Below are 23,833 nucleotides of genomic sequence, written 5' to 3'. Positions count from 1 at the left end.
CGGGTCCCGGGTTACGGATCACAGGTTTACGGGTGGTCAGCGCGACGGACGACCGGCATTGCCGCTGTCGTGGCCCGCCGGACCCTTCGCAGTTCCTGCTCGGCCTCCTCGGGGTGGCGGGCCCGCCAGTACGGATTGTCGTGCGGAAGGCCGCCGCTGACCCGCCCGTACATCCCGAAGACCATCAGCATCAGTCCGACCACGAAGCTGAACAGCACGTTCTGGAGGTGGAAGGCGAGGAAGTTGTAGTCGGTATCGAGCAGGGCGAGATTGACGAAGCCGCTGAGGATGAAGGCGATGCCCAGAATCATGTTGAGCGACGAGGCGATGTTGCCGCCGATCACCATCCCGACGAACAGCAGCAGGCCGACACAGATGGACAGAACGCTGAGGGCGCCGTTGGTGTTGAGGCCCGCGACGGTGGCTCCGCCGGTGCTGAAGAAGCCGATCTTGTCGATCAGCCCCAGGATCCCGAAGGCGAGCAGCACCAGTCCCATCAGCCCCGCTCCGACCCGGTAGACCCGGTTGAGCCGGTGATCGACGGGCAGGTGCTTGTCGAGCGGGGCGGTCCTGCGACGGCGGCGCGGGGTGTGCCGTCCGGGGGCGTGCAGTACATGGGTGGCCATGTCGGTCTCCTTCAGGCGTACTACCAGGATCCGCCCACGGTGTTGCTGCCGCACATCAGGAAAACGGGGAGCCCGTACATGCGGAGCCCGCAACCGACCCGCTACCGAGCCGGTGCAGCTCAGGCGCCCGCCCCGCGCTCCTCACGGATGTCGGAGACCACCCGCGCGGCCGTCTGCCGTACGGCTTCGGTCTCGGTCAGGAAGTGCCAGTAGTCCGGGTGGCGTTCCTCCAGTCCGGCGATGGCGCGATCCAGCCGGGCCACGGCGTCGTCCAACGGGCGGGCATGGCGCGGTTCGGGAGTGTGGCGCCCGGCCATGGCCAGACGCTGGGCGTCCCGGACCGCGAACCGCGTCCGCTGGATCTCCTGCTGCGGGTCCTTGGCCACGTCGTTCAGCCGGTGCAGCCGGTCGCCCGCGGCGGACACGGCCTCGTCCGTGGCGTTCAGCAGGGCGCGTACCGTGCTCAGCCGGGAGGTCGCGTCGGCCCACCGCTGCTCGTCCCGCGCCGCGGCGGCTTCCTTCAGCTTCTTCTCGGCCTGCCGAACATTGCTCGCCGCCTGCTCCGGCACGGGCTGGAGGTCCTGCCAGCACGCGGCCGAGAACCGCCGCCGCAGCTCGCTCAGCACCGGCTCCACCGAGCCCGCCCGGGTCGTCAGCGCCTGGGCACGCGTACGCAACGACACCAGCCGATGGTCGATCTCGGCGGCCCGCTCGGGCAGCCGTACCGCCTCGGCCCGTACCGCCTCGGCGTCGCGCAGCACCCGATCGGCACGCTGCAAGGTCTCCGGAACGCCATGCCGGCCGGCGCCCTGGTTGAGCTTGGTCAGCTCGGGCGCGAGGGCCGCCAGTCGCGCGGCGAGATCATCCGCTCGCAGTCCGGACGCCCGCACCGCATCGAGAGCATTGCTCGCGCCGAGGAGCGCCTGCCGGGCCCGCTCCACGGCGGGCGCGAGCTGGGCGAGCTGCGTCTCCGCGTTGCCCAGCAACGGCCCCAGACCCTGCGCGAACCGGTCCAGGTCGCCCTTGACCCGAACCAGCTCGTCCTTGGCGGTGGTCAGTTCGGTCCTGGCCCGGGCCGCGACGGCCGGCTCCAGATCGTCCCGGTCCAGGTCGTGTGCGTCGACCGCGGTGATGTACGTATGGCTGGCCTCGTCGATCCGCCGGCCGAGTGCGGCGAAATCGTCCACGGCCTTGCGCGCACCGGGCGAGCTGTCCACCGCGGTGATCGTCTCGATCGAGATCCGCAGATCGCGCTGGGCGGTGTCGAGCTCGTAGAAGGCGGCAGCGGCGGCGTCCTTCGCGGCCTGGGCGTCGGCCCGCTGATTCTCCCCGCGCCCGCCGAACCAGCGCCGCGTACCGCCACCGGCGAACGCGGCGGGCAGCGCGGCGGCGAACAGCGGCACGGGCAGCAACATCAGCACAAGGACATCCCCGAAGCGCCTGGCGCCCCCGAAGCTCCTGACATTCCGGACACCCGTGGCGCTCCTGGCGCTCCCGATCCCCCCGATCCCCCCGGCACCCATGACACCTTTGACACCCTCGACGGCGGAACCCCCACCCGCTCTCGCCTGCGGCCGCGCGTGTGTCGCCGTCACATCCCTCTCCCGTGCCGTTTCGCCCTGCCCGGTACATTCTCCCACCAGTAAGGACGAACACACGGGCCGGTTAGTTCACGCTTCGGACGGTGACTTGCCCGTTGCCGCTCCGGGCCTTCACCACGTGGCTGCTGTCCTTGCTGCGTGGCGCGTCCACCGAGACGCTTCCGCTGTCGGCTACGGCGTCCACCGCATACCTCACGGAGCCGGTCGGCAGGTCGATGGTGATCCCTCCGTTGTCACTGACGGTGTCCACGAGATCCGGCACGGAGGCGAACCCCAGCCGGACCGTGCCGTTGTCGGACCGCGCCGAAACGGTCCTGGCCGAAATCCCTTCGGTGACGATGCCCCCGTTGTCGCTCTCCAGCCTGAGCGGCCCACTGGAGTCCCGGACGGTCACCTTCCCGTTGTCGGCGCGGAGGGTGAGCGGAGTATCGAAGCCGGACGCGACGACCTTCCCGTTGTCCCCGTCGACGACCACCGCGACCCCGCGCGGCACCTTCACCCGGTGCTCCGAGGCGCAGTCGCTGATCATCGCCCGGCACTTCACCTTGAGCGTGAGCGTGTCGTCCCGCATCTTCCACTGGGGATCGGGCCCGTTCCCCAGAACCACCCACCCGCCGACACGACGGGTCACCTCGACCTTCCGCACATCGGCCGGTACGAGCTCCAGCGCCGACTGCCCGGAATGGATGGTCAGCGTCTTCCCACTGAGCGCGAACGACTTGTGCTCGGCAGGAGCGTCCCCCGCATCCGCCCCACCACAGCCGGTGAGACCGAAACCGAGCAGCACGGCTCCGGCGGACGCGATGAGAGTGCGGGTACGGAGTGCCACGATGAACTTCCCCCGAGTCGTACGGCGGGCGGTCCCCGACGGTGTGTGCCCTTCACCGTACGTACGCGGCCCCACCGGCAGAATCCGGACGGCTACCGTATGAGGGGTGGGGATATCCCCCGCACGAAGCCCCGGCCACACCACGCCCCCGCCCACTGCCCACCACTGCTGTCCCGGAACCGTTTGTGACCGTGGGCCGTAGGCCATGTACGCTGTTGCCTCATCCACGGGTGCGTAGCTCAGGGGTAGAGCGCTGCTCTTACAAAGCAGATGTCGGCGGTTCGAAACCGTCCGCGCCCACCAGTAGGCAACACGGAAAAGGCCCAGGTCACCGGCGGTAAGCCGAGAGCCTGGGCCTTGTTCGTTCCTCCGCGATTCCGGCGGGGGAGTGGCGTCGTGCCACTTACGTGCCAGATGCCTCCTCGGGCTCCCCTTCAGCGGGATCGGCCGGCCGGACCTTCTTGATCTGCTCGTCGACGTGGTCAGCGATCGCGTGGTCGCGTCCGTTGACCAAGTGCTGGTAGATCAGAGCGGCCCGGACCGACGAATGCCCCATCCGCTGCATCAGCTCACGTGTCGTCGCACCGCCGGTCGCGGCGAGGGTGTTGCCCGTGTGCCGGAGGTCGTGAAAATGCACGTCACCGAGCCCAGCTTTCTCGACAGCCCGCAGCCAGATGCGGCGGAAGTTGTTCCGGCGAAGCTGGCCGCCACGCGCTCCGGTGAAGATCAGACCGGTACGGCTCGGCTGGGCGTGCTCGTCGAGATGCGTGACCAGCTCTGCCCCGAGCGAAGCCGGGAACGCGACGGTACGGACGCCGGCCGCACTCTTGGGGGCTTTGATCAGCAGCCCGTCTGTCCGTGTCTCGGCAAGCGCACGGCGTACGGCAACAGTGCGCCGCTCAAGGTCGACGTCTCGCCGCTGGAGAGCTGCCAACTCGCCGAAGCGCAGGCCGGTGAAGGCAGCCAGGAGGATGAACACGCGGAACCTCACGGGCACGATCTCGGCGAGTTGGAAGACTTCCGAGACTTCGAGGAAAGGCCGTTCCGCGGTCTTCGCGGCGCCAGCACCCTTGATGCGGCACGGATTGCGCTGGATCACACCGTCGTCCACGGCCGTGTTCATGATGGCCCGGAGGATCTGGTAGGCCTTGGCCACAGTCGGCTCGCCCACACCTGCGTCCAGGAGATCAGCCCGCCAACGCCGGATCTGCGGCGTCGTGATCTCGCTCAGCACGACGCGTTCGAAGGTGGGCAGGACGTGCAGGCGCAGCGCGCTGCCATTGCGTTCCCGAGTGGTGGCGGCGTAGTCACGTTCCTTGAACCAGGCGTCGGCGTAGACACCGAACACGATCCTCTCGTCCGGATCTTGCCAGCGCCCCTCCATGATCTCGGCCTCCTTCCGCACCAGCCATCGATCGGCATCGGTCTGGGTCGCGAAGGTCTCCGGCGCCGAACGCAGGAGGCCATCCGGGTCGGGATAGCGAGCCTGAAACCGGCCGGACGGCAGCTTGCGTACCGAGCCGAAACGACGGCGCTTGCCTTTCTGGTTCGCCATCAGGCCACCGCCCCAAAACGTCGACGACTCGTGATGATCGGCTGCACGGTGTTGGCCGCGACAAAGTCAGCCAACGCATGCTCAGGGATGCGCACATGACGCCCGACCTTGACGAAGACGATCCGGCGCTCTGCGATCAGTCGACGCGGGAAGCGTTCGGTCGTTCCGAAGTACTCGGCGACTTCGGGAACGCTCATCAGACGGTTCTTCATGCTTCGGTTCCTTCCTGGGCGAGTTGGTCTTGCAGTTCGGCGCGGTGTTCGCGGGCGGTGTCGCGGTTGTGTTGGATGTCGCGGTGGATGTTGGCGGCGAGCCAGGATTCGCCGGGGGTGTGGCCGTGGCCGGCGTAGGCCCAGTGGGCGAGGGTGAGGGTGGTTGCTTCGGGGTGGTCGTCGGGGTCGGGTAGGCCGAGGGCTTCGCGTTGCTGGTGGGCGCGGTAGTCGGCGCGGACCTGGCGGAGGGCGCCGAGGGTGGTGGAGTAGCGGCGGGATTTGGTGGAGAAGTGGCCGCGGAAGCCGAGCATGTGGGCCCAGTCGCGGAGCTTGCGATCGGGGTATGCGTGGTGGAGGTCGAGGCACGCTTCGATCAGCCGGCGCGGGTGGTCCGGGACGTTGAGGAGAGTCAGGGCTTCTTTGTTGCCGATGCGGTGGTCCACGGTGCCGGTCGTCTCGGCCGCTTTGGTGGCGTATTTGGTGACGTAGGAGGCCACGGCTTGTTCGGTGAGGTCTTCGCCGTTGCCGAAGGCGCCGATGGGCTGTACGTCGAGCTGTGTGCCCCAGCGCAGACCCCACTCACTGGGGAACCCCGCCTCTTCGTTTGCGGGCACGGTGACCTCGACCCGGGCGGCAGCCGCACGAATGGCGTCGTCGAGGAGGCCGAGGGTGGCCCAGGCGGGGGGCGGTGAGTCCGGGCCGTCGGGTCCGTCGAAGCGGATCACGGCGTGGAAGTGGACGGCTCCGCGCTTTTGGTATTCGGCGACCTTGCCGAAGGAGAGCCGGGACTGTTCGCGGGCTGCTTTTTGGGTGAGGCCGGCGCGGCGGGCGATCTCGCGACGGAGGTAGATCGTGAAGTAGCGCCACAGGTCGGAGGCGTGGTTGTTCCAGAGCACGGCGCCGGCATAGTCGTACCTTGCCGGATCAATCGGGGTGCCGAGTTCGGGGGCGGTTTCGGGGTGGTGGGTGCCGCAGCGGCAGGGTCGGTTTCCGGGTCGGTTGTGGACGGGCCCGAAGGACGGGGCGGTGAGGGTGGCGAAGACGCGGGGGTGGTCGCGGATGGTGTGGGGGGTGCCTTTGTCGGGGTCGCCGGTGAGGCCGGCGCGGATGAGGTGGTAGGTGTCGCCGGCGTAGGTCCAGGCGCAGGCGGGGCAGCGGGAGGCGCGGCGGTTGCCGCAGGCGATCCGTAACCGGCCGCCGGGCTCGGTGTCGGTGGTGTAGTGGTGCAGGAGGGTGCCGGTGGCCCGGTCGGTGGTCTTGGTGGCGCCGGTGAGGTGGATGGGTTGGGCGCATCCTCCGGTGCGGCGGATCTGTTCTTTCCAGCGGTCGAAGCCGGTGGACCCGGCCACCCTCAGCACGTCGGCGAGGGTGATCGGGTCCAGGCCCGCCGCGGTGGCGGAGTCATTCATGGTTAGCGTCCCGTGCGGTTGTGGGCGGGCCCGTGGTTGGCGGTGTAGCCCTCCACCAGGGCGCGGACCTGTGCGTCACCGGTGGCCGTGGCCGAGGCTCCGCAGTGGCAGACAGCGGATCCGGTGGCGGGGGTCGAGGGGGACGGCTTGCTGACGTGCAGGCCGGGGCGATCCGGGGTCGGGGTCAGGTCAGCCACGGCAGTCACCGCCCAACCCGGATGAGTTCGGCCGGGGTGGTGTGGCCGGTTCCACGGCAGGCGGGGCAGTCGGCGGTGATGGTGTGGCGGTGGCCATCGGGGGTGGTCTGCCCGGTAGTGATGGCGACCTTGGGGAAGCCGTCGCAGTGGGCGCAGATCGGCCGGGGCAGGGTGTGCTGGGGCATGATGGGGTCTCCCTTTCGGGTCTGCTTGATCTGGAAGGTGTTGAGGCGCCCGGGGCGGCGGAAGTTTGGCGACCGAGGCCGCCCCGGGGGCTGTTAGCGCTGGTTGTTCTGGTTGTTCAGGAGCGAGCGCAGGACGACCGCGCAGACCGCGACGGATGCGGCGGTGATGGCGACCGCGAGGAGCATCGAGACCAGGACCGCGCCGACGACGAGGACCACGGCGGTCCCGCCGGCGACAGCGACGACCAGGGCGCCGGGAGTGAGCTGCACCGCGGACCGGGTCGCCGGGACGGGCATCGGTACCGGGGCCGAGGTGGTGGCGGGGGTGTGCTGGCAGTCGCAGGCCGGCGGGTGGTCGAGGCTGGCGGGCGGCCGCACGAGAGACGTGCCTGCGGTGGGGGCGGTGTCCGGGGTCGGGTATTTCGGGGTGAACATGTCGTGCTCCTCTCAGGGGTTGCAGCGGTGGGTGCGGGCGGCGAGTTCGGCGGCGGAGCGGTTGCGGTAGTCGGCGGAGAAGTTGCAGCCGGGGGCGGTGCAGGCGGCGGTGTGCTTGGTCCGGCCACGGCCGTCGTAGTGCGTGCCGACCTGCACAGGGCCTATGCGGATCACGTCGGTGAAGCGGTTCGGGCGCGGCATGGTCAGTCCTCCTGGCGGAGGGTGTTGCCGGGGAACTCACTGCGGATGCGGTCCGCTTCGGCCGGATCGGTGGTGCGGTCGGCGGCCTCTTCCGCGAGGATCCGGGCGAGGGTGGGGCGACCGGAGTCGGCCATCTCTCGGGCGGCGTCGAGGTAGTCGGCGGGGCGGTTGAAGTTGAAGAGAGCCATGACGAGTTGTCCTTTCTGATCAGGCGAGTTGGGCGGAAATGGCGTCAGCGAGCGGGATGGAGATGCCGAGGCGGGCGCGCAGGGTGGCCGGGTCGATCGGGTTCCCGGTCGTGGCCTGGTGGGAGTCGGCGACCTTGCGGGCGTGGTCGAGCAGGGCCGGAGGAACAGCCACAGCCGGGGCCGGAGCGGGAGCCGGTGCGGGCGGTAGTTCCGGGGCTGGTTCGGGCTCCCGTTCCACGGTGATGTTCGAGGCCGGTTCGGGTTCCGGGTCGGCCAACGACGCCGCAGTCGGGGCCGGTTCGGGTTCGGTTGGCGTGTCCGCGGGGATGGGTGCGTGGGCGAGGAGGGTGCCGCCGAGGAAGGCGAGGGCGGGCCATCCGGCGACGAGGATGCGGAGCCAGGCCGGTACGGCGTTCAGGTCGAGGAGTCCGGCGGTGGCGATGTTCGCGCCGAGGGACGCGGCCAAGGCGATCACGAACCAGACCCAGGCGGGGCGGTTGCCGGCGTGGGTGCGCATGCGGCGCCATGCGGCGACGAGCAGCAGATCCACGCTGATCGGGTAGGCCCATGCCTTCCAGCCATCCTGTCCGGCCGCCAAGGCCAGATCATGAAGGTGAGAGAAGGACAGAGCACCGGCGATGACGGCCTGAACGAGTACGGCGTCGAGGCGGATGGTGCGGGACATAGGGGTCACCTCCTTTTCGGGGTGAAGCCGGGGCCGGGCGGGAGTTCGATCGACCGCCCGGCGCCGGGGCAGTGGGGTCAGGACTCGGAGGCGGTACCGGAGCCGAGGCAGGCCAGGCAGAGGCCGTCCTGCTGGCCGACCGGGCGGCGCTTGCGGCCGACGCGCACGGTGACGGCGACGTTTCCGGTCCCGCCGCAGGGCTCACACTTGGCCGGTTGTGCCGGTACGGGAGCCTTTGCGGGTTTCGTGGTGGCCCTCTTGGTGGCCATGGCGGTGCTTCCTCTCGGATTCCCGGGCATGGGCGGGGTAGGGACCTGGCGCGAGGCGGTCACGCCGACCGGGAAGCAGTGGGGTGTTACTCGGTGACCGGAACCGGCTTGACCAGCGGCGGAGAACCGGCCGGGACCGTGCTGACGGGGACGGCCGGGCGGAACGGGGCCAGAGCCGGAACGGCGGGGGTCATGTGCGCGTACTCGCGGCAGATGGCCACCGCGTCGGTCGCGGTCATCTGGGGTGTGCGGATGCGGGACCAGCCGCCGGAGGAGTCGCCGGCCACGGCCACGCCCGGGCGATCCGGCGCAATCGTGGTGACGGCGAAGACCGCTTCGGGGGCGATGTCGCCCAGGCCCATGTCCGCGGTCTGTTTGTCGTTGACCCGGTGCACGACACGGCCGGTGAGCTGGGCACGGAGCATGGTGGCGCCCTTGCCGAGTTCGGAGCCGAAGCGCTGCCCACAGATCTCCAGGTAGATGCCGACCGCACGGGCCATCTGTGCCAGACGGATCATGTGCATCACCATCCGGTCGCGCCGTTCTTCGTCTTTCTTCGCGGCGGTGAGGAACAGTTCCGCCACCTCGTCGACCAGGACCACCAGCGGCACGGGCCGCACCTTCGCGGGTAGGTCCCACAGATCGGAGACGCCGTGATCGCTCAGGATGTCGAAGCGGGCTTCCATCTCCCCAACGAGCGCTTCCACCAGGGACGATGCCTCATCCGGCGTGACCGCCAAGGCGGAGAGCCGGGGCGCGTACCCGCGCTGTTCGACACCGCGCTTGCAGTCGATCCCGACCAGGCCCACCGGAAGTTTCGCGAGACCGGCGATCAGGTTGCGCTGATACATCGACTTGCCCGACTGATTCGCCCCGAGCGTCAGGGAGTGCGGGATCTTCTGGTAGTCGCGGACGAACGCGGTCCCGTCCTCCCGCAGGGCCACCGGCACCACCATCGGGCCCGAGGTCAGTTTGCGGGGCAGGCGGCGCGGCATCTTCACCCGCCGCAGGACGTCGTAGCCGGTCATGCGCAGCTCGACGAAGCCGGGCTTGGTCCCCACCACGTGCACCGAGTGGACACCCCAGGCATGCCGGAGCCTTTCCGAAGCGGCGGCGACATCGGCCGGTTCCAGACCAGCGGGGAGCCGGAGCGTGGCGCGCATCCCGGTGGAAGAGCCCCGGACCCGGCGGACCTTCGGCGGGACCGGCTGCACATCCTGGCGACGGGCCACGTTGCGGACCATGAACGCCCGCAGGCGGGACGGCTGCACCGTCAGCCCACACACATCCATCGTCGACCGGTACGTGGCCGAGAACCGGACCCGGGCGACCGGCAGACCGGCCAGCGACCAGAACACGCGAGGAGCGCGAACCCTCGCATAGCCGAGACCGCCGGCAGCCGATAAAACCCCCGCCACCTCGATCACCGTGGCGATGTCGGACACGATCAGACCCCGGCCGTAATGGCGACCGCACGGAACGAGATGCCGTGTCGGGTCTGGCCGTTGAAGGTGTTCTCCCAGTCGCGGGCCTTGAGACCGATCACCGTGACCGGCATCCCTGGAGCCAGGTTCTCCGGGACACCCGTGCTCGGCACGGTCACCTGGTAAAGGTTGCCCTCCCCCTCATCCGAGATCAGCAGACCCACCGTCGCGAGCGGGGCACCGGTCTCCCGGTCCACCGCGATCTCACCGGTCTGCTTGCTCACGAGCTTCGGCGTCGGAGGCGTCGCGACGAACACGACAGCGGTCGAAACATCGATCTTGAACGACGGCATGAGATTCCCCTGTCTTGACTTCGGAGCAGCCAAAGAAGGCCCTTCACTCCCCGCTGTCCTAGGACTGCGAGTGCGTAAGAAGACAGTGGCATGCAGTCCTGGGACTGTCAACAGTCCCGGGACTGTGTTTGACTTGTCCTGTCGAAAGGGGTTCGCAATGGCGCCCAAGTGGCGAGAGCTAGCAGACAAGCTGGCCGAACAGATCAAGCGCGGTGAATACGTGCCCGGCCAGCAGCTTCCGCACATCAGGGAGCTTGTCGACGCCGGCGAGGGCTCCAAGTCCACGGTTCACGCCGCCTACAAGGCTCTCGAAGCAGAAGGTCTCGTCACCTCGTCGCGAGGCCATGGCACCGTCGTACGGCAACACGTCCCGCTCAAACGGCTCGGTATCGCCAGGTACGACAAAGCCAAGTGGCGGGACGGCGACGAGGTGGCGTTCATCGCGGACCGCGTGGCGTCCGGACGCACCTACCGCCGGAACGAGCAGACTCAGGCAGTTGATCTAGTTGAAGCCTCGCCCGAGGTGGCCGCGGCGCATGGACTACCTGTGGGAGCTGAGGTCTATGCCCGCGCACGGTTGGTGAAGGAGGGCGACCAGCCAACGCACACCCTGACCAGCTACTACCGGCCCGAACACGTCGAGGGCACGAGGCTTGTGGACCCCACGCCAGGGCCGGCGGGGCGCGGCGGCGGATACCGCGTGCTGTACGACGCGGGTTACGAGATCGACCACATGAAGGAGGAGATCTTCGCCCGTGCTGCAACGTCGGACGAGGTGAAGCTCTTGCAGCTACCGCCAGGCGAACCAGTCGTCGAGCTGCATCGGACGACCTACACGGCCGCTGGCACGGTGGTTGAATTCGCCGTCGGTGTACACGCGGCCTCACGCTTTGCCTGGGAATACGACTTCAAGGTCCCGGACTCGGCGAAGGACAGGGAAGAGCAGCAATGATCTCAGCGCAGGCATGGGCAGATACGCGGCGCTTGTGGGACTACCACCAGATGGGCCACACAGTCCGGCCATGCTCGGTCGCAATCGGCCTGGGCAGCCACGACCTCGGCGTGGCCGATACGGCGGTTGCCCTATACAAGCGCGGCATGGCTCCACTGCTCGTGTTCACCGGCGCTACCAGCCCCACAACGCGGGAACGCATGCCCCGCGGCGAAGCTGTCCACTACCGAGAGCGGGCGATCGAGCTTGGCGTGCCGTCCTCGGCGGTTCTCGTCGAGCCGCGGGCTCGCAACACCGGTGAGAACATCCGGTTCTCCAAGGCCCTACTCGAAGAGGCGGGGGCGGAAGTGTCCTCCGTCCTCCTGATCAGCAAGCCGTACGAGGAGAGGCGCGCCTATGCGACAGCATGTAAGGCGTGGCCGGAGGTTGAGATCGTCAGCGCATCCACGCCGATGACGTTGGACGAGTACCTCGACTCCATCCAGGACGCTCGCTTGGTGATCGACATGCTTGTAGGTGCACTACAGCGTTTGCTGATCTACCCGGACCAGGGCTTCACGATCAAGCAGCTGGTGCCGGATGACGTGATGGAGGCATACGAGCGACTGTGCCGAGAAGGCTTCACGAGTAGGCTCCTCACCACCGACAAGCCATCCACCTGAGATCACACTCGGCCCGCAGCACGGTTGCCCCCTGAACGAATGCCCCCACGTTCATTCGCCCCATGGCCGCAAGGTGATCACTAACGCTTGACCCGAGCCGGGTTGTTACAGGTTTCTCTACCTCATCAAGGCACCCGGCTGCGCTCCGCTTCGCCGGGCGCGCTTCCCGGCTCTGGCTGCGCCCGCGCTCCTGCCTGCGGCCCGCTCGGCGCTGCCGCCGCCGACGCGCGCCCGCAGTGGATAGGCCCGAGGGCATGAGACGAGAACCTAGGCCCGCGGCTTCACGACATGCCTCCGGCGGGGGCGCTCAGACTCCGGGATGGACGGGGCGCCGTTCGCGAGTGCCGGCCGAATCGTGGCGAGCGTCGTGGGCTCCCATCCCGACCACCTTCGACCCAGGCAGAGCCGAGCAGTCGCGGCCCAGGGCGTCAAGGTCGTTCGTACAGTGGCGCGCTCCACCTTGACGCCCTGAACCACGACCGCTCCACGGTGTGTGGGTCGAAGGCGGACGGGATGGGAGTTGGGGTGAGTGGTGGGTGGAGGTCAGCTGGGTGCGTATGAGGGTTTCCCGTCGGAGCACGACCTGCGAGCATGTACGTCCTCGGTCTCCGACAGGGGACTGACTATAGAGGAGGCCCGTGAAGCAGCGGCTTGCCCAGTTCGGAGTCATCTTTCTGGGCATCGAGGCGTGGGTAGCCCTTCGCGACACAACTTCAGTTGTGTCGTTGGTGATCGGCTGCGTATGCATTGCAATACTTGCTTGCTGCTTCGCTCTCCGTGTCTGCAGAGAGATCCAGACCATCAAGGACGACAACAAGCAGGCCCGGGACCGCCAGGAAGCGCGCAGGCGCGAGCAACAGTAGGTAATTCGCTGACCGGCCTGCGACGATCGTGTCAAGCCCGCGCCCCACAGCTGACATCACCGTCTACGCGGACGTCGGCGCATTCGTCTCGCTGTTCCTCGTAGCGAGCGTTACAGCAGCGGAGTACCGCAACCACAGCAACCGCCCCCGTCCGCTACCGTCTCTCCGGGGTCTCGTAGCGGCCGGAATGGCCGTCGCTGACCGATCTCGCTAGAGCTACGGATCAGAAGTGCCCGTGCCCCTCCCGTGCCCGATCGAGCGGGAACTGACGGGGAACCACGGAGTCTGACGGACAGCACTCATGAGAACGGCCCCTGACCGAATCGCCTGGTCAGGGGCCGTTCATCTGCGGTGGGTGTGGGATTTGAACCCACGGTGACATCGCTGCCACGACGGTTTTCAAGACCTCTGCCCGACTGCCGGCTATCGGCCGCCCGCGCGTCTGCACCGCCTGAATACCGATGAGCCAACCCTGCGACTCAGCGTGAAAGCGTCTGACGGGTGGTTCCAGCGGTTGCTGGGAGGCAATAGACGACCTCATCGCGTCAGATGGGGTCGTTGGCGCTGGTCATGGATCGCAGGAAATCTCAGCCAACCATTCTGGGGTGTAGCACTCGGCGAACGACCACTTCTGGTCCGAGTTGTGATCGTCTGTGCTGTCGGTGTACACCTCAAGCCTGCCTTGCGGCGTCAAGCGGTAGTACTCGCGAATCGGGTCACCCTCCACGGTGGGATAGGTTGCCTTCAGTTCCGCGCTCTCGCCGTTCTTGAGGGCTCGCTGGAGGCAGACAATTTCCCGCGCCGCCTGCTTCTGCATCTCCTCACCCTGATCCAGGCTCACCTCGCCACAACTTGAAAACTCGGTTCTAGACTCCCAGCGTTCCTTGACTGGATCGTTCAGCATGCCGCAACCGGCAGCCAGCAAGGACGTTAGCGCTACCGCGACGAGCCGCGCGCGAATCGAAACAGCCGCCACGCAGCGACGACGGGCCCTCCCTTGAGCTATCACGTTGCCCCCTTCCTGGCCGTCAGACGCGGCTTCGATGAAACCGGTTCCGTGCGCGTGCGTGCCAGATCCGTGCCAGATCGAGCGGTCAGCCACGGTCAATCGGGGGGTGTGACGGCGCAGAGGTCGTTGGCAGACCCGGCTCCCCCGTGTGGCAGTTGAACTGCAAGGACTGTCCCGCGAGCGGTGCCAGGCTTACAAAGCAGATGTCGGCAGTTCGAAACCGTCCGCGCCCACCAGTGCAAAGGCCCCCAACCGATCATGGTTGGGGGCCTTTGACATCCACTTCTGACATCAACGGGTGCGGTCACCCTCGGTCGGGACGCCGCTTGAGCATGCGGTCCAGGCGACTCACTGCCTCGCGCTGGGTGTCCTGGACGCCGTGGGTCGTCAGCCAGCCGCCTTGGCGATGATGCGCTCCATCTCCTCTGGGCCGAAGGCCCGCAGAGTCGTGGAACGGACGTTGCCCACCCCACCGAGCTGCAGGAGTGCTGCCGTGGCAGTTTCGTCGTCGGGCGCCTCGACGATGGCCACGAGGTCGTACGGACCGACGGTCCAGTAGATGCTCAGGAGCTTCGCCCCGAGCTTCTGTACCGCTGACCCGAAGGCCTCGGAGCGCTTTGCGGTGTCCTTGTAGTTTTGGACCCCTTGATCGGTCCAGCTCAGCAAGGTGACGTACGTCGGCATGTTCTTTCACCTTCACGAGGAGACACATCGTGAGGCCAAGCCTGGACATCTGGGCCAGAACCTGCACGAGATACGCACCCGAACGAGCAATACGAGCGACCACAGGCATCGAGGGGCAGGCTGACATCAACGACAAGCGAGTTCCCCTGCCCGGCTGGGTACCCGCCCGCCGCCGGGCCATCGGGGACCGCATCTGCGCCGCCCGCACCCACCGAAACCTCATCCAAGAGGGACTAGCCGAAGTCGCCGGCCTGGATCGTAAAACCGTGAACCGGACCGAGCAGGGGGCGCACTCACTCCTCCTCGATCACCTTCTCCTCATCGCCAACGCACTCGACGTACCGCTCGCCGACCTCGTGCGCGAGTAGAGAGCCCGGCTGGCAACACGTCCGGCTAGCCGCGGGCGCGGACGAGCAGGGTGCCGATGTGTCCAGGCTCGGGAGCGTCAATGACGCGCGCCTCGACGTCGCGGAAACCGTGCCGCTCCAAGAGCCCGGTCCACCGGCGGGGCGTGTAGCTGTAGCGGTAGGTGAACATCGCCTTCCCGGCGAAGCCTCCCTTGTACATGCCCTGCGGGCCGTAGGCGCCGGGGATGGCCGGCGGATGGGAAAACGCGAGGACACCGCCAGGGTTCAGCCGCTCGGCCAGGAGCGGGAGCAGCTTGGCCGGATCGGTGAACCACGCCGCTCCGAAGATGGAATAGATGGCGTCATAGCTCTGCGTGCTGTCGCGGAGGTGGTTGAGCACCTCCGTGCAGACGAAGTCCACGCCCATGGGCCCCCAGCGCTCTGTGGTCTTCTTCACCATGACAGACGAGAGATCCACTCCGGTCGCCTTGATGCCGCGCTGCGCGAGGTACGCCAGTGCGCGGCCCGTACCGCACCCAATCTCCAGTACGGACTGAGGCTCGCCGAGTACCTCGGCCCCCGGACCATGCCCGGCGTACTGGGTCCAGTTGAATACCGGCTCCATGTCGTCCTTGAAGGCGCTGCCTGCGTAGGTGTCCCAGAGTTCGGTCTCGGCTGTGATGTCGTGTCGTGCGGGCACGGCACTCCCTTCGTGGACGGGAACAGGCGAAGCCCCTGCCCTCCTCGGGGGAAGAGGGCAGGGGCAGCCTAGGGGGTGGTCAGTGGCTGTCGGGGGCCTTGTTGTCGCACGGCGAGCAGTTCGCGCCGTCGATGGCCCACAGCTCCTCGTCGATGTCGAAGCCGTTGGACCGCAGGAAGTCCGCGGTACGCAGGCACAGGCCGTCAGTCCGGCGCTGGATGAATGGGGCGTGGTGCTTGTACCGGCCGCCGTTGTAGACGTCGCACAGGGCGAAGTACACGGGGGTGTCGAGGATGAGCTGGTGCACACCGATGTCCACGATCTTGCCTACGCCGAGATGGACGTCGGCGTGCTCCATCGCGGTGATCGTGTACATCACGGCGTTCGCGAGAATGCGCTCGGCCATGTTGCGGACCATGACGTTGTCGCGGAGGAGGAGCGCGATCCCGCGCTCCCAGATGGTGCCGCCGTCGGTCACGTTGATGGCGAGGTGGCGGATGTGTGGCTGGACGGCGTTGAGGATGGTCTGGGGGTCGCGGGTCCGCGTCTGCGCCTGAACTACTGTGCTCATAGGGGCAATTCCTCCTGCACGTTGATGGTGCGATGGACTTGCGGACCCGCTCCAGCCGTCGACCTGTCCAGGGGCGTGGCGGCTGGAGCGGGGGTCATTGGGGCTGCGCGACGGCGCAGCAGGGCCCGGCCCATACCTCCGTGTCGAGGACGTGGGCGCCGAGCTGGCCACGGATGATGCCGACGCTCACCGCACCGGTGGTGAGGAGCTTCTTGCACCAGATGCAGGCGCGGCCGGCGGACTGGTCCCACGTCAACGTCCCCAGATCGGGGAGCGGGCGGACGGGGGCGGTCATGACTTCTTGGCCTTGCACTGGTCGCACTCGCAGGCCGGGAACGCGGACGACTGGTCCACAGTCTTGAGCGGGACTACCTCGGCCTCTGGGCGGACAACACGCGTTCTGCCGTACCGGTCCACCTCGTACACCTTGATCGTCATCGTCACGACGACGCCCCTTCCACTACCCTGAGTCGCCCGGCCATCACTGAGGCTGCGCCAAGCTCGTTTCCGCAGTTCAGCGGGGCTGGCGTGATCCGCCGGTGAGGTCCTCACGCTGGTAGGCGGCATGATCGTCGGGGCGAGATCGTCCGCCCGTCTCGTCACCGCTGTACTTCGCTGTTCGCCAGGACGAGCAGGGCTCGCAGGAGCGTGGTGGCCTGCCGGGTGTCGGTGCGGAGCTTGGTCAGGGTCCGCCAGTTCTTGAGGTTCGCGAAGCCGTGTTCGTTGGCGGCGCGTTCGCGGCTGACCAGGCGGTTCGTCTCCTTCTCGGCGGCGGTCAGCTGGTGGTTGCGGGTGGCCTTGCGGCCGGTGATGATCACCGGGTCGTCGTCGGGTTTGTCGTCGAGGCCGACGAAGCCGAGGTCGGCCAGGGCGCCGAGGCCGGCTTCCCGCAGGTGTCCGGTGATCTTGTTGTGGCGGGCGGTGGTGATCTCGCTGGACCGGCCGGGCTTGGCCGCGGAGATCCAGATCAGGTTGCCCTTCTCGTCGGTCAGCGCGAGAAACAGCAGGCCATGGGCCTTGTGCTTGCCTGAGTAGTTCTTCCGGTCGTCCTTCCCGGTGCGGCGGTGGGTGCGGATCAGGGTGCCGTCGAGGAGGACCACGACCCCGCCGCTGCGGGCGATCTTCTTCAACGCCCGGTCCAGGCGCGGGGCGCGGGCGGCCAGCAGCTTGACGACTTCCTTCACCCAGCGGCGGACGGTGGACTCCCCGACACCGTTGCCGCCGGCCATGTCGGCCAGACGCTGGTCGTGGCGCAGGACGGCGAGCACGATGACGGCCTGCCGGCCGGGTTCGGCCTTGCGCCAGGGCGAGCGCATCTGGTTCCGGTGCCGGCGTATCAGGTCGGCGACGAGGCTGATGGTCCGCTTCGACAGCGGGAGGCGGACCTGGTAGACAACTTCCTGAGCGCCCTCGGCGGGCTGGTTTTTGCTCACACATCTGCCAACTCCCGCCGGGGGCCCTCGCGTTACGGCAGGAATCGGCCCGTCCGGCCGTCGACACCGCTGGTCAGCGTGGTCGGTAGCGGCCCGATGCGGTGCGGACGAGCCAGCCGCGGTCGGAGAGTTTGCGCAGCTGGCCCCGGACCGGCTCGATCTTCGCCGGGGTCGTCTCCCGGCCCAGCGCGAGGGCGACATCCTTGGCCATCACCGGACCGTCCGCCCCGGCCACGATCTCCATGATCCGGCGGTACTCCGAGGTCAGGGCCTGAAGCCCCATCCCCTCGACGCGATCGGGCACCACCCGCATCCCGCCCGCACCCGGGCCCACCGTCACAGCAACCGGCTCCGGCTCCGGCTCCGGCTCCGGCTCCGGCTCCGGCGACACGATGCCCGGCGGTCGCCGTCCACCGTCGGTGGCCTCAAACCATTGCCCGAACACCACCTCGGCGGCCTCCAACCGGGCCACCTCCAGCTCGAGTTCGCCCAGCTCCTTGCGCAGCAGTTCGGCACGTTTCGCCAGCTCAAGCCGCCGCTCGATCGTCCACGTCAGTACGTCCGTCATGAACATTCCTCCCGACGCGGAACCTACGCAGCAGCCCCCGAACCTCACGCCAGAACCCGCAAGAACGCCCACGCCAGACGATCTCGTGCTAACGATCAGGCCACCTGTCAGCGTGAGTACCTCACCGGCGCATCACACCAGCCCCACTGAACTGCGGAAACGAGCTTGGCGCAGCCTCACTGTGACTACGACGGTATTGAGCAGGGGCCGCCGCTTGAACTGACTGCGGGTACGGGTGCCTGGCCGCGTTCGACAGGCAAGGGGGATGTCATGGACACCGGATCACGCACCACCCTGACCGATGGTCAGGGAACGCCACAGAGGAGTCGCAGCGGCATAGTGTCCGGGTACGTCTTCCGCCTGGTCCGTGAGCAGTTGGGCCACACACAGGAGGCCCTCGCGGAGCGGTTCCGGGTCTCGCCCGACACCGTCGCAGGATGGGAATCAGGACGCCGGCCCCTGACGGCTGTGCCGGTCGGGCAAATGCTCATGTACCGCCACCAGCTCCTGCAACTGGGCAGCGCGCCAACCCTGCTCTTAGCCTTGGAGCTGGCTATGGAGGCAGACGTATTGCTGGCCGGTGCCCTCGACGAGGACACGTCCGCCGACGACAGCCCGATCGGTGCATGGGTCATGCAGCGGGACCTAGTTGAGGTGCTGTCCTGGCCGCTCAACGGCGTGACTCCGACACCGCTACGAGCGCTGCCTGACCCGCCGCGACCGCGCCGGGGCCCCGTACCGCGCGGGCCGGAACTCCCCGCCGCCGACCGCAGGCGCTTCTTCTCCCGCATGCGCCAGGCCGCCGAGCAGGCGCGCGGCAAGGAACGCTTTCTGCTTCGCCGCCAAGCCCTCTACCTGGCCGGGTACGATGATGCGCCCGACACCTCTGAGTGGCTGGCCCGTCAGCAGCGGACTGAGCGCCCCGACGACTGGCTGACCGGTTGGCTCAACGCCCGGTCAGTCGCCGCTGTCGCGGCCAGGCAAGGCGACCAGGAACGGATGGGGCACTTCATCACGACCACCCTCACCGACAACGACGCGGGCGAGGCGGCCAACCTGAACTACTGGGCGTACTGGATCGGTGAGGCGCCGCACATCCAGCTGTCCGACGACTTCATTGCCACCCCGAACCCAGGCCCCTGGCAGGGGGACAAGCTGATGCGCCACCTCGTGCGCGGCCTGACCCCGCACCACGGGTTCTTCGATCTGAATGTCCACTCCCTGTGGACCCTGCTCGCCGCCCGCCCGAACCTGCTTCGCCCGGGCGCTCCGGTCGGGCGAGACCTACGCACAGCCCTCCGCGTGATGTTGGATAGCCGGGAGTTGTCGGCGCGTGCGCGCAGGGAACTGGAAGGCATCCGGTACGCGATCCGCCTCGCCGAGGCGTGAGAGGAGACGGGCGTGGTTGACGACCTGTCCGCAGTGGGGCGCTTCTTGTACGAGGTGGGCACGCTCAAGCACACGCGCCGAACGGGCTGGTGGATGGCAGGCGTCAAGGATCCGGAGAGCGTCGCCGAGCACTCGTGGCGCACCTCGCTGATCGCCTCGATTATCGCGAAGTTGGAAGGCGCCAACCCGGCACAGGCCGCGTTCCTCGCTGTGTGGCATGACACGCAGGAGACCCGCACCGGGGACGTGAACTACGTTGGGAAGAAGTACGCGCCTGCCGGTGACCCGCAGGAGGTGACCGCGGACCAGACGGCCGACATGCCGGAGGTGCTTGCGTCGGCGATCCGCGACGTCGTCGCCGAGTATGAGGGCAAGGAATCGCCAGAAGCCGTCTGCGCCCGGGACGCGGACAAACTGGAGTGCCTGCTCCAGGGCATCGAGTACAAAGCTCAGGGCTACGAGAACGCACAGCGGTGGATCGACAACAGTCGCGGCCGCCTTGTTACCGAGACTGGCCAGCGTCTCGCGGATGAGCTTCTCGGCCAGGGGACACTGGACTGGCTGCGTACCGCCCTCGGCGAGACAAAGCCCTGACTCCCGACGCCCCGGCCGCTACCATCTCTCCGGGGCCTCGTAGCGGCCGGTATGGCCGTCGCTGACCGATCTGGCTAGAGCTACGGATCCGAAGGCCGCGGCTCAGAGGGCTGGCTCCTGGGCCGCCCGAGGCCGCTCGGTAGCGGCCGACAACGACCAATGATGACCACTCAGGCGGTCGGGGCCAGCGCTCCGAGCTGCAAGAACGCAGGTCGCCAAGATCCCCCCAAAGACCCAGGGCAAGAAGAAGTAGGGCGCCCCTCCCTGGTCTCACAAGAAGCTGGGATCCGCGGTTCGCCGTGGACCCGGGGCTCGAAGTGCTTCGACCTCTCAGCGCAACTGTCGGCGCGTGCAGAGAGTCGTACCCGTCGTGACCGAAGCCCGTACACAGCACAGCGTGATGTTGTCGCCCGCCGTCTCCACGGCAGCAGGCATCGGGAGTCTGGCCCTCGCCGCCGTGGCGAGCTGGAGCAGCCTCCTGTTGGTCGTGCAGGGGCGGGTGGTGCCCGGCTGGGCGGTGAGTGCAACTCTCCTTGTCATGGCGCTCGTTCTCCGATGGGCCCTCACCCGGGTGGGCCGCCCGGCGGGGGCTTCGAGCCTCCCGCGGAAGCGAGCCACGTCGGCACGGCCGGCGAGCAGGTTGCTGATCGTCACGGCGATGCTTGGCACTGCATGGGGAGCGGCGGACGACCTGATCTCGGACGCGGAGTACCACCTTCTGCGCCCTGCGGGGCCGGGGGGCTGCACGGCCGTGGTGCGGGAGACGTCCTTTCTCGTGATCGGCAATGGTGAGGCGTACGCGGTGGGGCGCACCGGCCTGGCCCTGGGTGAGTCGGCATCCTGGACGGTCGACGATGGTTACCGGCCCGTCGATGCAGGCACGTACGAGTTGGACTGGGGGCCTGGCGGCGGTTTTCTGCGCATCAGCGGTACGAGCACCGATCCTGTCGTCCGTGGGGGATCGGCCGACATCGACTGCGGGAGCTGAGGCCGGTCATGCTCACCGGCATGCCCGGCGCGAGGCCCTCGGGGGCCGCACGGTAAAGGGCGCGTCCCGGGGGGCGACAAGAGCCGGCTACCTCACCATCACCGCGGGGCCGTGCCGCTCCCGTGCCAGAACGGGCGGGGACTCACGGTGATTCGGCAGCAACAACGGTGCAGACGCGAGGACCTACGCCAAGGCAGATGTCCGCAGCTCACGCCAGCGACCGCCCCAACTCGCTCCTGAAGTGTTGATCACATGTCGGGTGGGCCGGGCACGGGGCGGGGAGTTTCCAGGCGAAGGACGAGTGCACGCAGGGCGCGAAGTTCGGTGTCCAGGGCCTGTGCGCCTTTGCGGCTGAGGGTGATCCATGTTCGGGGGCGCCGACCGGCGTAGCCCTTCTCCATGGTGATCAGACCTGAGTCCTCAAGCACCTTCAGGTGCCGGGAGAGGTTTCCGTCCGTGACGGCCAGTTGCTTCTTCAGGAAGCCGAACTCGACCCGGTCGGCTTCGCGGGCGACGGTGAGGATGCCGAGCCGCACGCGCTGGTGGACGGTGTCGTCCAGCGCCTGAGTCGGATGCAGTCCTTGCTGGTCGTCCGGCGTAGCGGCGCTCACGAGATGACCGTACGCGGACCGGCGGCGTCGGGCGCGGCTCGGCGGTGGGTCGTCGTCCACTCGGACAGACCGGCGAGGAGCAGGATGGCGGCGAGCAGGAGCGCCTTGGCCTGCGGTCCGTCGGTCCAGCCGGGGTGGGCGGGGTGCGCCCAGGGGAGCCACCCAGTGCCCCAGGAGGCTCCCAGGTAGCCAGTGAGCAGCAGAGCGTGAGTGATGCCGGCCGCTGCGGCGATCCAACTGCGTTCGGCCATGCCGAGGGCCAGGAGTCCGATGCCGACCAGGTACCACGGGGAGGCGTACCTGTTCTCCAACAGTGCGGCCTCCCATGGCTGGTTCCTGCCGAACAGCAGCATTACCAGTGCTGCCGCGATCGCCACGGTAGTTGCCGCGGTTGCGCGAATCCACACCCTGCGGCGGGGGACGATGCCCCGAGTCTCGCCACGCAGGCGATACCAACGGGCGAAGACGAACCATGCCAGGGGTAGGAGCGCGAACCACATGCCCCAGGCCGCGAAGCGCAGGACGGCGCCGTCGAACTCGCCCTTCAAACAATGAGTTCCCGGCTCATGGACGACGCACAGGCCGGTCAGTTCGGCGTAGGCGAAGGCTGGATAGGACTCGATGCTGCGCCCGTGGGCTCCAAAGTTGAAGGCGTACCTGGCGACCGGAGCGGCCGCCAGCCCGAGGAGGCCGAAGCCGAGGAGGGGAATCCACGAGCCGTTCAGCTGCGTGCGGGTTCTGACCCGCAGGCCTTCCGTCGCCGCCAACAGGCCGGCCGCGTGCGCCCGCGGTTCGGATTCCGCGCCGCTCGGTGCGGGTGTTCCCATGATGTCCCCCTGTGGTCGCGCTTCGGCAACGCTGTGAGGCGGACCACCGGATGACCGTCCGCCGAACATTAACTTTGCAATGCAAAGTACATGGCGGTCAAGAGCACGCGGCGCGCCGTCCCAACCAAAGTGGCTCCTCCGAAAGGCAATTCACGGCCGGAGAGGGCGGCAACCAACCGCTGGGACGTCCCGCGATCACCACGAGGCAGGCGGTACAGCAGCGGAGTGCAGCGGCCATCGCAACCACCCCCGACCCTCGGCAGCTCCAGGCTGCCGACTGGCCGACCGAAGAGACCTCAGCGACCGCTCCGCCCATAGTTCGCATCGAGTGACAGTCTGGGGCTTCTCTTTCGTTGGATCTGCGTTGCCGTCAGCCGAAGGCGGCCGCCGGTAGCCGCGGGCCTTCGTCGCCCCCGTCACGTGCGGCGAGATTCGATAAGGAGGTGAGGATGGAGATGCCGTCTCCCAGCAGTTTCAGTCCGAGAACGAAGAACAGGACAGCCATCACGGCGACATTGTGCTGGGCTGCCCAGTCTTTCCAATTGCCGAGCGTGGCTTTGGCTCGCTCTCCCCCGAGCAGGAAGACTCCCAGTGGCGCCAGCAGGCCGAGGGTGGCGATCAGGACGAAGATTGCCAGCGATGCGATCTGCTGCCCGACCGGCAGTCCGGCTGAGCCGATGGAGGCGGCCGCGGCGATGGTCAACGGGGCGTTCTTGGCGTTGAGTGCGGCCAGGGCCAGTCCGAGTCCGAAGACCTTGACCGGCGTGAGGCGGTCGATCGCACCCATCCACTTCGGCAGCTGGGCTTGTGAGGGATCCTTTGGGCGCCGGTGCCATTGCCGAGCGCCGAAGAGGATGAGGAGCACGCCCAGAGCGAGCTTGAAGGCGCCCACCCAGGTGGCCGGTTGATTGTGGGCGGAGGCACCTGCGGGGGTGGCGATTGCCAGCATTACCGCGCCCAGTGCCGAGAGTCCCAGGATCCAGCCGACGGTGAAGAGGACTCCGTTGAGGCGTCCCTGGGGCGTGGCGAGTATGAGGATGATGGCGATGATCGGGAGCGGGCTGATCGCGACGGCGGCCGCAAAACCCAGCACATCACCGAGAACTGCGCCCATGGTTGCCTCCGTGGCGTTCTCGACACGTCCCACCAGCTCCATCTTCCTGCGCTTGGCCGGATCTGTCCTCGGGAGCTTTTCAGGACGCGGAGGACCCCGGCCTGGGCCTGCCGCACCCGCGTTGCCGCAGTCCCGGACCGGACGGCGAGCCGGCACCCGAGGCGGTTTTCTTCCTCGGCACCGTGACGGAGACGCGGCACGGAACGAAATCGCCCCTGGTGGGGAAGGAGCGAAGTGATCAGAACTGGACGCAGTGCCGGAGCTTCCCGGGAATCCGTCCCAGGTGAGCACATCGCCCAGGGGCCGAGATGCGAGCCGGTAGATCCGCCGTGAGGATTGACATGTGAGGGCG

General features: G+C 67.9%; 34 protein-coding genes and 1 tRNA gene. 8 read left to right on the top strand and 27 right to left on the bottom strand.

Annotated elements, in window-relative coordinates:
- Positions 1-26: 26 nt before the first annotated feature.
- From OH735_RS10935 to OH735_RS10925, 3 genes are all read right to left on the bottom strand, one after another.
- Positions 27-626 (bottom strand): DUF4383 domain-containing protein, encoded by a 600-nt coding sequence (locus tag OH735_RS10935; protein WP_406381187.1) that lies wholly within the window; start codon positions 624-626, stop codon positions 27-29.
- Positions 627-745: 119 nt separating this feature from the next.
- Complete coding sequence (locus tag OH735_RS10930; protein WP_406381186.1) at positions 746-2,041, bottom strand: hypothetical protein; 1,296 nt, start codon at positions 2,039-2,041, stop codon at positions 746-748.
- A gap of 250 nt (positions 2,042-2,291) precedes the next feature.
- Positions 2,292-3,056, bottom strand: coding sequence for a DUF4097 family beta strand repeat-containing protein (locus OH735_RS10925; protein ID WP_406381185.1), 765 nt, complete (start codon positions 3,054-3,056; stop codon positions 2,292-2,294).
- A gap of 228 nt (positions 3,057-3,284) precedes the next feature.
- Here OH735_RS10925 and OH735_RS10920 point away from each other — a divergent pair.
- A tRNA-Val gene (locus OH735_RS10920) sits at positions 3,285-3,359 on the top strand.
- A 100-nt stretch (positions 3,360-3,459) separates the two neighbouring features.
- On the opposite strand, the gene OH735_RS10915 is transcribed toward OH735_RS10920, so the two are convergent.
- The 12 genes from OH735_RS10915 to OH735_RS10860 all read right to left on the bottom strand — a co-directional run bounded on the left by OH735_RS10915 (position 3,460) and on the right by OH735_RS10860 (position 10,169).
- The gene (locus tag OH735_RS10915) at positions 3,460-4,611 is read right to left on the bottom strand and encodes a tyrosine-type recombinase/integrase (RefSeq protein ID WP_406381184.1); all 1,152 of its coding nucleotides are present in this window, start codon (positions 4,609-4,611) and stop codon (positions 3,460-3,462) included.
- Positions 4,611-4,823, bottom strand: a complete 213-nt coding sequence (locus OH735_RS10910; protein ID WP_406381183.1) for an excisionase family DNA-binding protein — start codon at positions 4,821-4,823, stop codon at positions 4,611-4,613. Before OH735_RS10910 ends, OH735_RS10915 begins: the two co-directional genes overlap by 1 nt.
- The gene (repSA, locus tag OH735_RS10905; protein ID WP_406381182.1) at positions 4,820-6,232 is read right to left on the bottom strand and encodes a replication initiator protein RepSA; all 1,413 of its coding nucleotides are present in this window, start codon (positions 6,230-6,232) and stop codon (positions 4,820-4,822) included. The genes OH735_RS10910 and repSA overlap by 4 nt, the downstream gene beginning before the upstream one ends.
- A gap of 2 nt (positions 6,233-6,234) precedes the next feature.
- On the bottom strand, positions 6,235-6,429 hold the full coding sequence (locus OH735_RS10900; protein ID WP_406381181.1) for a hypothetical protein: 195 nt from the start codon (positions 6,427-6,429) through the stop codon (positions 6,235-6,237).
- A gap of 5 nt (positions 6,430-6,434) precedes the next feature.
- Positions 6,435-6,614: a hypothetical protein gene (locus OH735_RS10895; protein ID WP_406381180.1), complete on the bottom strand. Its 180-nt coding sequence runs from the start codon at positions 6,612-6,614 to the stop codon at positions 6,435-6,437.
- Between the two features lie 93 nt (positions 6,615-6,707).
- Entirely contained in the window at positions 6,708-7,049 is a 342-nt protein-coding gene (locus tag OH735_RS10890; RefSeq protein ID WP_406381179.1) for a SpdD protein, read from the bottom strand.
- 12 nt (positions 7,050-7,061) lie between these two features.
- On the bottom strand, positions 7,062-7,250 hold the full coding sequence (locus tag OH735_RS10885; protein ID WP_406381178.1) for a mobile element transfer protein: 189 nt from the start codon (positions 7,248-7,250) through the stop codon (positions 7,062-7,064).
- A 2-nt stretch (positions 7,251-7,252) separates the two neighbouring features.
- Complete coding sequence (locus OH735_RS10880) at positions 7,253-7,438, bottom strand: hypothetical protein (RefSeq protein ID WP_406381177.1); 186 nt, start codon at positions 7,436-7,438, stop codon at positions 7,253-7,255.
- A gap of 19 nt (positions 7,439-7,457) precedes the next feature.
- The gene (locus OH735_RS10875) at positions 7,458-8,123 is read right to left on the bottom strand and encodes a DUF2637 domain-containing protein (protein ID WP_406381176.1); all 666 of its coding nucleotides are present in this window, start codon (positions 8,121-8,123) and stop codon (positions 7,458-7,460) included.
- Positions 8,124-8,200: 77 nt separating this feature from the next.
- Positions 8,201-8,392: a hypothetical protein gene (locus OH735_RS10870; RefSeq protein WP_406381175.1), complete on the bottom strand. Its 192-nt coding sequence runs from the start codon at positions 8,390-8,392 to the stop codon at positions 8,201-8,203.
- 86 nt (positions 8,393-8,478) lie between these two features.
- Positions 8,479-9,837, bottom strand: coding sequence for an FtsK/SpoIIIE domain-containing protein (locus tag OH735_RS10865; protein WP_406381174.1), 1,359 nt, complete (start codon positions 9,835-9,837; stop codon positions 8,479-8,481).
- A 2-nt stretch (positions 9,838-9,839) separates the two neighbouring features.
- Positions 9,840-10,169 carry a hypothetical protein gene (locus tag OH735_RS10860; RefSeq protein ID WP_406381173.1) on the bottom strand — a complete coding sequence of 110 codons (330 nt, stop codon included), beginning with the start codon at positions 10,167-10,169 and terminating at the stop codon, positions 9,840-9,842.
- 157 nt (positions 10,170-10,326) lie between these two features.
- Here OH735_RS10860 and OH735_RS10855 point away from each other — a divergent pair, with 157 nt between their 5' ends.
- From OH735_RS10855 to OH735_RS10845, 3 genes are all read left to right on the top strand, one after another.
- Positions 10,327-11,121 (top strand): GntR family transcriptional regulator, encoded by a 795-nt coding sequence (locus OH735_RS10855; RefSeq protein WP_406381172.1) that lies wholly within the window; start codon positions 10,327-10,329, stop codon positions 11,119-11,121.
- A complete protein-coding gene (locus OH735_RS10850; protein WP_406381171.1) occupies positions 11,118-11,783 on the top strand; it encodes a YdcF family protein in 666 nt (221 codons plus the stop codon). Before OH735_RS10855 ends, OH735_RS10850 begins: the two co-directional genes overlap by 4 nt.
- A 638-nt stretch (positions 11,784-12,421) precedes the next feature.
- A complete protein-coding gene (locus OH735_RS10845) occupies positions 12,422-12,646 on the top strand; it encodes a hypothetical protein (RefSeq protein WP_406381170.1) in 225 nt (74 codons plus the stop codon).
- A 568-nt stretch (positions 12,647-13,214) separates the two neighbouring features.
- Here OH735_RS10845 and OH735_RS10840 read toward each other — a convergent pair.
- Together OH735_RS10840 and OH735_RS10835 are read right to left on the bottom strand one after the other, a co-directional pair.
- Positions 13,215-13,754, bottom strand: coding sequence for a hypothetical protein (locus OH735_RS10840; protein ID WP_384955979.1), 540 nt, complete (start codon positions 13,752-13,754; stop codon positions 13,215-13,217).
- Positions 13,755-14,042: 288 nt separating this feature from the next.
- Entirely contained in the window at positions 14,043-14,339 is a 297-nt protein-coding gene (locus tag OH735_RS10835) for a GYD domain-containing protein (RefSeq protein ID WP_406381169.1), read from the bottom strand.
- Between the two features lie 29 nt (positions 14,340-14,368).
- Here OH735_RS10835 and OH735_RS10830 point away from each other — a divergent pair, with 29 nt between their 5' ends.
- Positions 14,369-14,707, top strand: a complete 339-nt coding sequence (locus OH735_RS10830) for a helix-turn-helix domain-containing protein (protein WP_406381168.1) — start codon at positions 14,369-14,371, stop codon at positions 14,705-14,707.
- A gap of 25 nt (positions 14,708-14,732) precedes the next feature.
- On the opposite strand, the gene OH735_RS10825 is transcribed toward OH735_RS10830, so the two are convergent.
- The 6 genes from OH735_RS10825 to OH735_RS10800 all read right to left on the bottom strand — a co-directional run bounded on the left by OH735_RS10825 (position 14,733) and on the right by OH735_RS10800 (position 17,958).
- Positions 14,733-15,386 (bottom strand): class I SAM-dependent methyltransferase, encoded by a 654-nt coding sequence (locus tag OH735_RS10825; protein WP_406381167.1) that lies wholly within the window; start codon positions 15,384-15,386, stop codon positions 14,733-14,735.
- Positions 15,387-15,465: 79 nt separating this feature from the next.
- The gene (locus OH735_RS10820; protein WP_406381166.1) at positions 15,466-15,957 is read right to left on the bottom strand and encodes a hypothetical protein; all 492 of its coding nucleotides are present in this window, start codon (positions 15,955-15,957) and stop codon (positions 15,466-15,468) included.
- A gap of 94 nt (positions 15,958-16,051) precedes the next feature.
- Positions 16,052-16,252: a hypothetical protein gene (locus tag OH735_RS10815; RefSeq protein ID WP_406381165.1), complete on the bottom strand. Its 201-nt coding sequence runs from the start codon at positions 16,250-16,252 to the stop codon at positions 16,052-16,054.
- A complete protein-coding gene (locus tag OH735_RS10810; RefSeq protein ID WP_406386952.1) occupies positions 16,249-16,401 on the bottom strand; it encodes a hypothetical protein in 153 nt (50 codons plus the stop codon). The genes OH735_RS10815 and OH735_RS10810 overlap by 4 nt, the downstream gene beginning before the upstream one ends.
- Before the next feature lie 155 nt (positions 16,402-16,556).
- Positions 16,557-17,390, bottom strand: coding sequence for a transposase family protein (locus OH735_RS10805; protein ID WP_406381164.1), 834 nt, complete (start codon positions 17,388-17,390; stop codon positions 16,557-16,559).
- Positions 17,391-17,463: 73 nt separating this feature from the next.
- A complete protein-coding gene (locus tag OH735_RS10800) occupies positions 17,464-17,958 on the bottom strand; it encodes a hypothetical protein (protein WP_406381163.1) in 495 nt (164 codons plus the stop codon).
- A 270-nt stretch (positions 17,959-18,228) separates the two neighbouring features.
- On the opposite strand from OH735_RS10800, the gene OH735_RS10795 reads away from it, so the two are divergent.
- Positions 18,229-19,347 (top strand): helix-turn-helix domain-containing protein, encoded by a 1,119-nt coding sequence (locus tag OH735_RS10795; protein WP_406386518.1) that lies wholly within the window; start codon positions 18,229-18,231, stop codon positions 19,345-19,347.
- A 12-nt stretch (positions 19,348-19,359) separates the two neighbouring features.
- Positions 19,360-19,941, top strand: a complete 582-nt coding sequence (locus OH735_RS10790; protein ID WP_406381162.1) for an HD family hydrolase — start codon at positions 19,360-19,362, stop codon at positions 19,939-19,941.
- Between the two features lie 330 nt (positions 19,942-20,271).
- Here the strand turns inward: OH735_RS10790 and OH735_RS10785 are convergent, their stop codons facing one another.
- Entirely contained in the window at positions 20,272-20,481 is a 210-nt protein-coding gene (locus OH735_RS10785) for a hypothetical protein (RefSeq protein ID WP_406381161.1), read from the bottom strand.
- A 118-nt stretch (positions 20,482-20,599) separates the two neighbouring features.
- Between OH735_RS10785 and OH735_RS10780 the strand changes: the two genes are divergently transcribed.
- The gene (locus tag OH735_RS10780; protein WP_406381160.1) at positions 20,600-20,929 is read left to right on the top strand and encodes a hypothetical protein; all 330 of its coding nucleotides are present in this window, start codon (positions 20,600-20,602) and stop codon (positions 20,927-20,929) included.
- A gap of 248 nt (positions 20,930-21,177) precedes the next feature.
- On the opposite strand, the gene OH735_RS10775 is transcribed toward OH735_RS10780, so the two are convergent.
- The 3 genes from OH735_RS10775 to OH735_RS10765 all read right to left on the bottom strand — a co-directional run bounded on the left by OH735_RS10775 (position 21,178) and on the right by OH735_RS10765 (position 23,523).
- The gene (locus tag OH735_RS10775; protein ID WP_406381159.1) at positions 21,178-21,540 is read right to left on the bottom strand and encodes a transcriptional regulator; all 363 of its coding nucleotides are present in this window, start codon (positions 21,538-21,540) and stop codon (positions 21,178-21,180) included.
- Positions 21,537-22,367, bottom strand: a complete 831-nt coding sequence (locus OH735_RS10770) for a hypothetical protein (protein ID WP_406381158.1) — start codon at positions 22,365-22,367, stop codon at positions 21,537-21,539. The genes OH735_RS10775 and OH735_RS10770 overlap by 4 nt, the downstream gene beginning before the upstream one ends.
- Before the next feature lie 370 nt (positions 22,368-22,737).
- The gene (locus OH735_RS10765) at positions 22,738-23,523 is read right to left on the bottom strand and encodes a GAP family protein (RefSeq protein WP_406381157.1); all 786 of its coding nucleotides are present in this window, start codon (positions 23,521-23,523) and stop codon (positions 22,738-22,740) included.
- Positions 23,524-23,833: the final 310 nt, after the last annotated feature.

This window comes from Streptomyces sp. NBC_01618 (assembly GCF_045209435.1).
GTDB lineage: Bacteria > Actinomycetota > Actinomycetes > Streptomycetales > Streptomycetaceae > Streptomyces.
The sequence above is the reverse complement of the archived record's forward strand: the minus strand, read 5'-3'. Positions and strand labels throughout refer to the sequence as shown.

Bases quoted from the DNA above. Each gene is read 5' to 3' on its own strand.
- OH735_RS10815 (WP_406381165.1), bottom strand. From the start codon at position 16,252: ATGACCGCCCCCGTCCGCCCGCTCCCCGATCTGGGGACGTTGACGTGG.
- OH735_RS10880 (WP_406381177.1), bottom strand. From the start codon at position 7,438: ATGGCTCTCTTCAACTTCAACCGCCCCGCCGACTACCTCGACGCCGCC.
- OH735_RS10820 (WP_406381166.1), bottom strand. From the start codon at position 15,957: ATGAGCACAGTAGTTCAGGCGCAGACGCGGACCCGCGACCCCCAGACC.
- OH735_RS10915 (WP_406381184.1), bottom strand. From the start codon at position 4,611: ATGGCGAACCAGAAAGGCAAGCGCCGTCGTTTCGGCTCGGTACGCAAG.
- OH735_RS10795 (WP_406386518.1), top strand. From the start codon at position 18,229: ATGGACACCGGATCACGCACCACCCTGACCGATGGTCAGGGAACGCCA.
- OH735_RS10895 (WP_406381180.1), bottom strand. From the start codon at position 6,614: ATGCCCCAGCACACCCTGCCCCGGCCGATCTGCGCCCACTGCGACGGC.
- OH735_RS10935 (WP_406381187.1), bottom strand. From the start codon at position 626: ATGGCCACCCATGTACTGCACGCCCCCGGACGGCACACCCCGCGCCGC.
- OH735_RS10860 (WP_406381173.1), bottom strand. From the start codon at position 10,169: ATGCCGTCGTTCAAGATCGATGTTTCGACCGCTGTCGTGTTCGTCGCG.
- OH735_RS10870 (WP_406381175.1), bottom strand. From the start codon at position 8,392: ATGGCCACCAAGAGGGCCACCACGAAACCCGCAAAGGCTCCCGTACCG.
- OH735_RS10885 (WP_406381178.1), bottom strand. From the start codon at position 7,250: ATGCCGCGCCCGAACCGCTTCACCGACGTGATCCGCATAGGCCCTGTG.
- OH735_RS10785 (WP_406381161.1), bottom strand. From the start codon at position 20,481: ATGACAAGGAGAGTTGCACTCACCGCCCAGCCGGGCACCACCCGCCCC.
- OH735_RS10890 (WP_406381179.1), bottom strand. From the start codon at position 7,049: ATGTTCACCCCGAAATACCCGACCCCGGACACCGCCCCCACCGCAGGC.
- OH735_RS10835 (WP_406381169.1), bottom strand. From the start codon at position 14,339: ATGCCGACGTACGTCACCTTGCTGAGCTGGACCGATCAAGGGGTCCAA.
- OH735_RS10800 (WP_406381163.1), bottom strand. From the start codon at position 17,958: ATGACGGACGTACTGACGTGGACGATCGAGCGGCGGCTTGAGCTGGCG.
- OH735_RS10855 (WP_406381172.1), top strand. From the start codon at position 10,327: ATGGCGCCCAAGTGGCGAGAGCTAGCAGACAAGCTGGCCGAACAGATC.
- OH735_RS10765 (WP_406381157.1), bottom strand. From the start codon at position 23,523: ATGGAGCTGGTGGGACGTGTCGAGAACGCCACGGAGGCAACCATGGGC.
- OH735_RS10850 (WP_406381171.1), top strand. From the start codon at position 11,118: ATGATCTCAGCGCAGGCATGGGCAGATACGCGGCGCTTGTGGGACTAC.
- OH735_RS10780 (WP_406381160.1), top strand. From the start codon at position 20,600: ATGCTTGGCACTGCATGGGGAGCGGCGGACGACCTGATCTCGGACGCG.
- OH735_RS10930 (WP_406381186.1), bottom strand. From the start codon at position 2,041: ATGTTGCTGCCCGTGCCGCTGTTCGCCGCCGCGCTGCCCGCCGCGTTC.
- OH735_RS10875 (WP_406381176.1), bottom strand. From the start codon at position 8,123: ATGTCCCGCACCATCCGCCTCGACGCCGTACTCGTTCAGGCCGTCATC.
- OH735_RS10770 (WP_406381158.1), bottom strand. From the start codon at position 22,367: ATGGGAACACCCGCACCGAGCGGCGCGGAATCCGAACCGCGGGCGCAC.
- repSA (WP_406381182.1), bottom strand. From the start codon at position 6,232: ATGAATGACTCCGCCACCGCGGCGGGCCTGGACCCGATCACCCTCGCC.
- OH735_RS10910 (WP_406381183.1), bottom strand. From the start codon at position 4,823: ATGAAGAACCGTCTGATGAGCGTTCCCGAAGTCGCCGAGTACTTCGGA.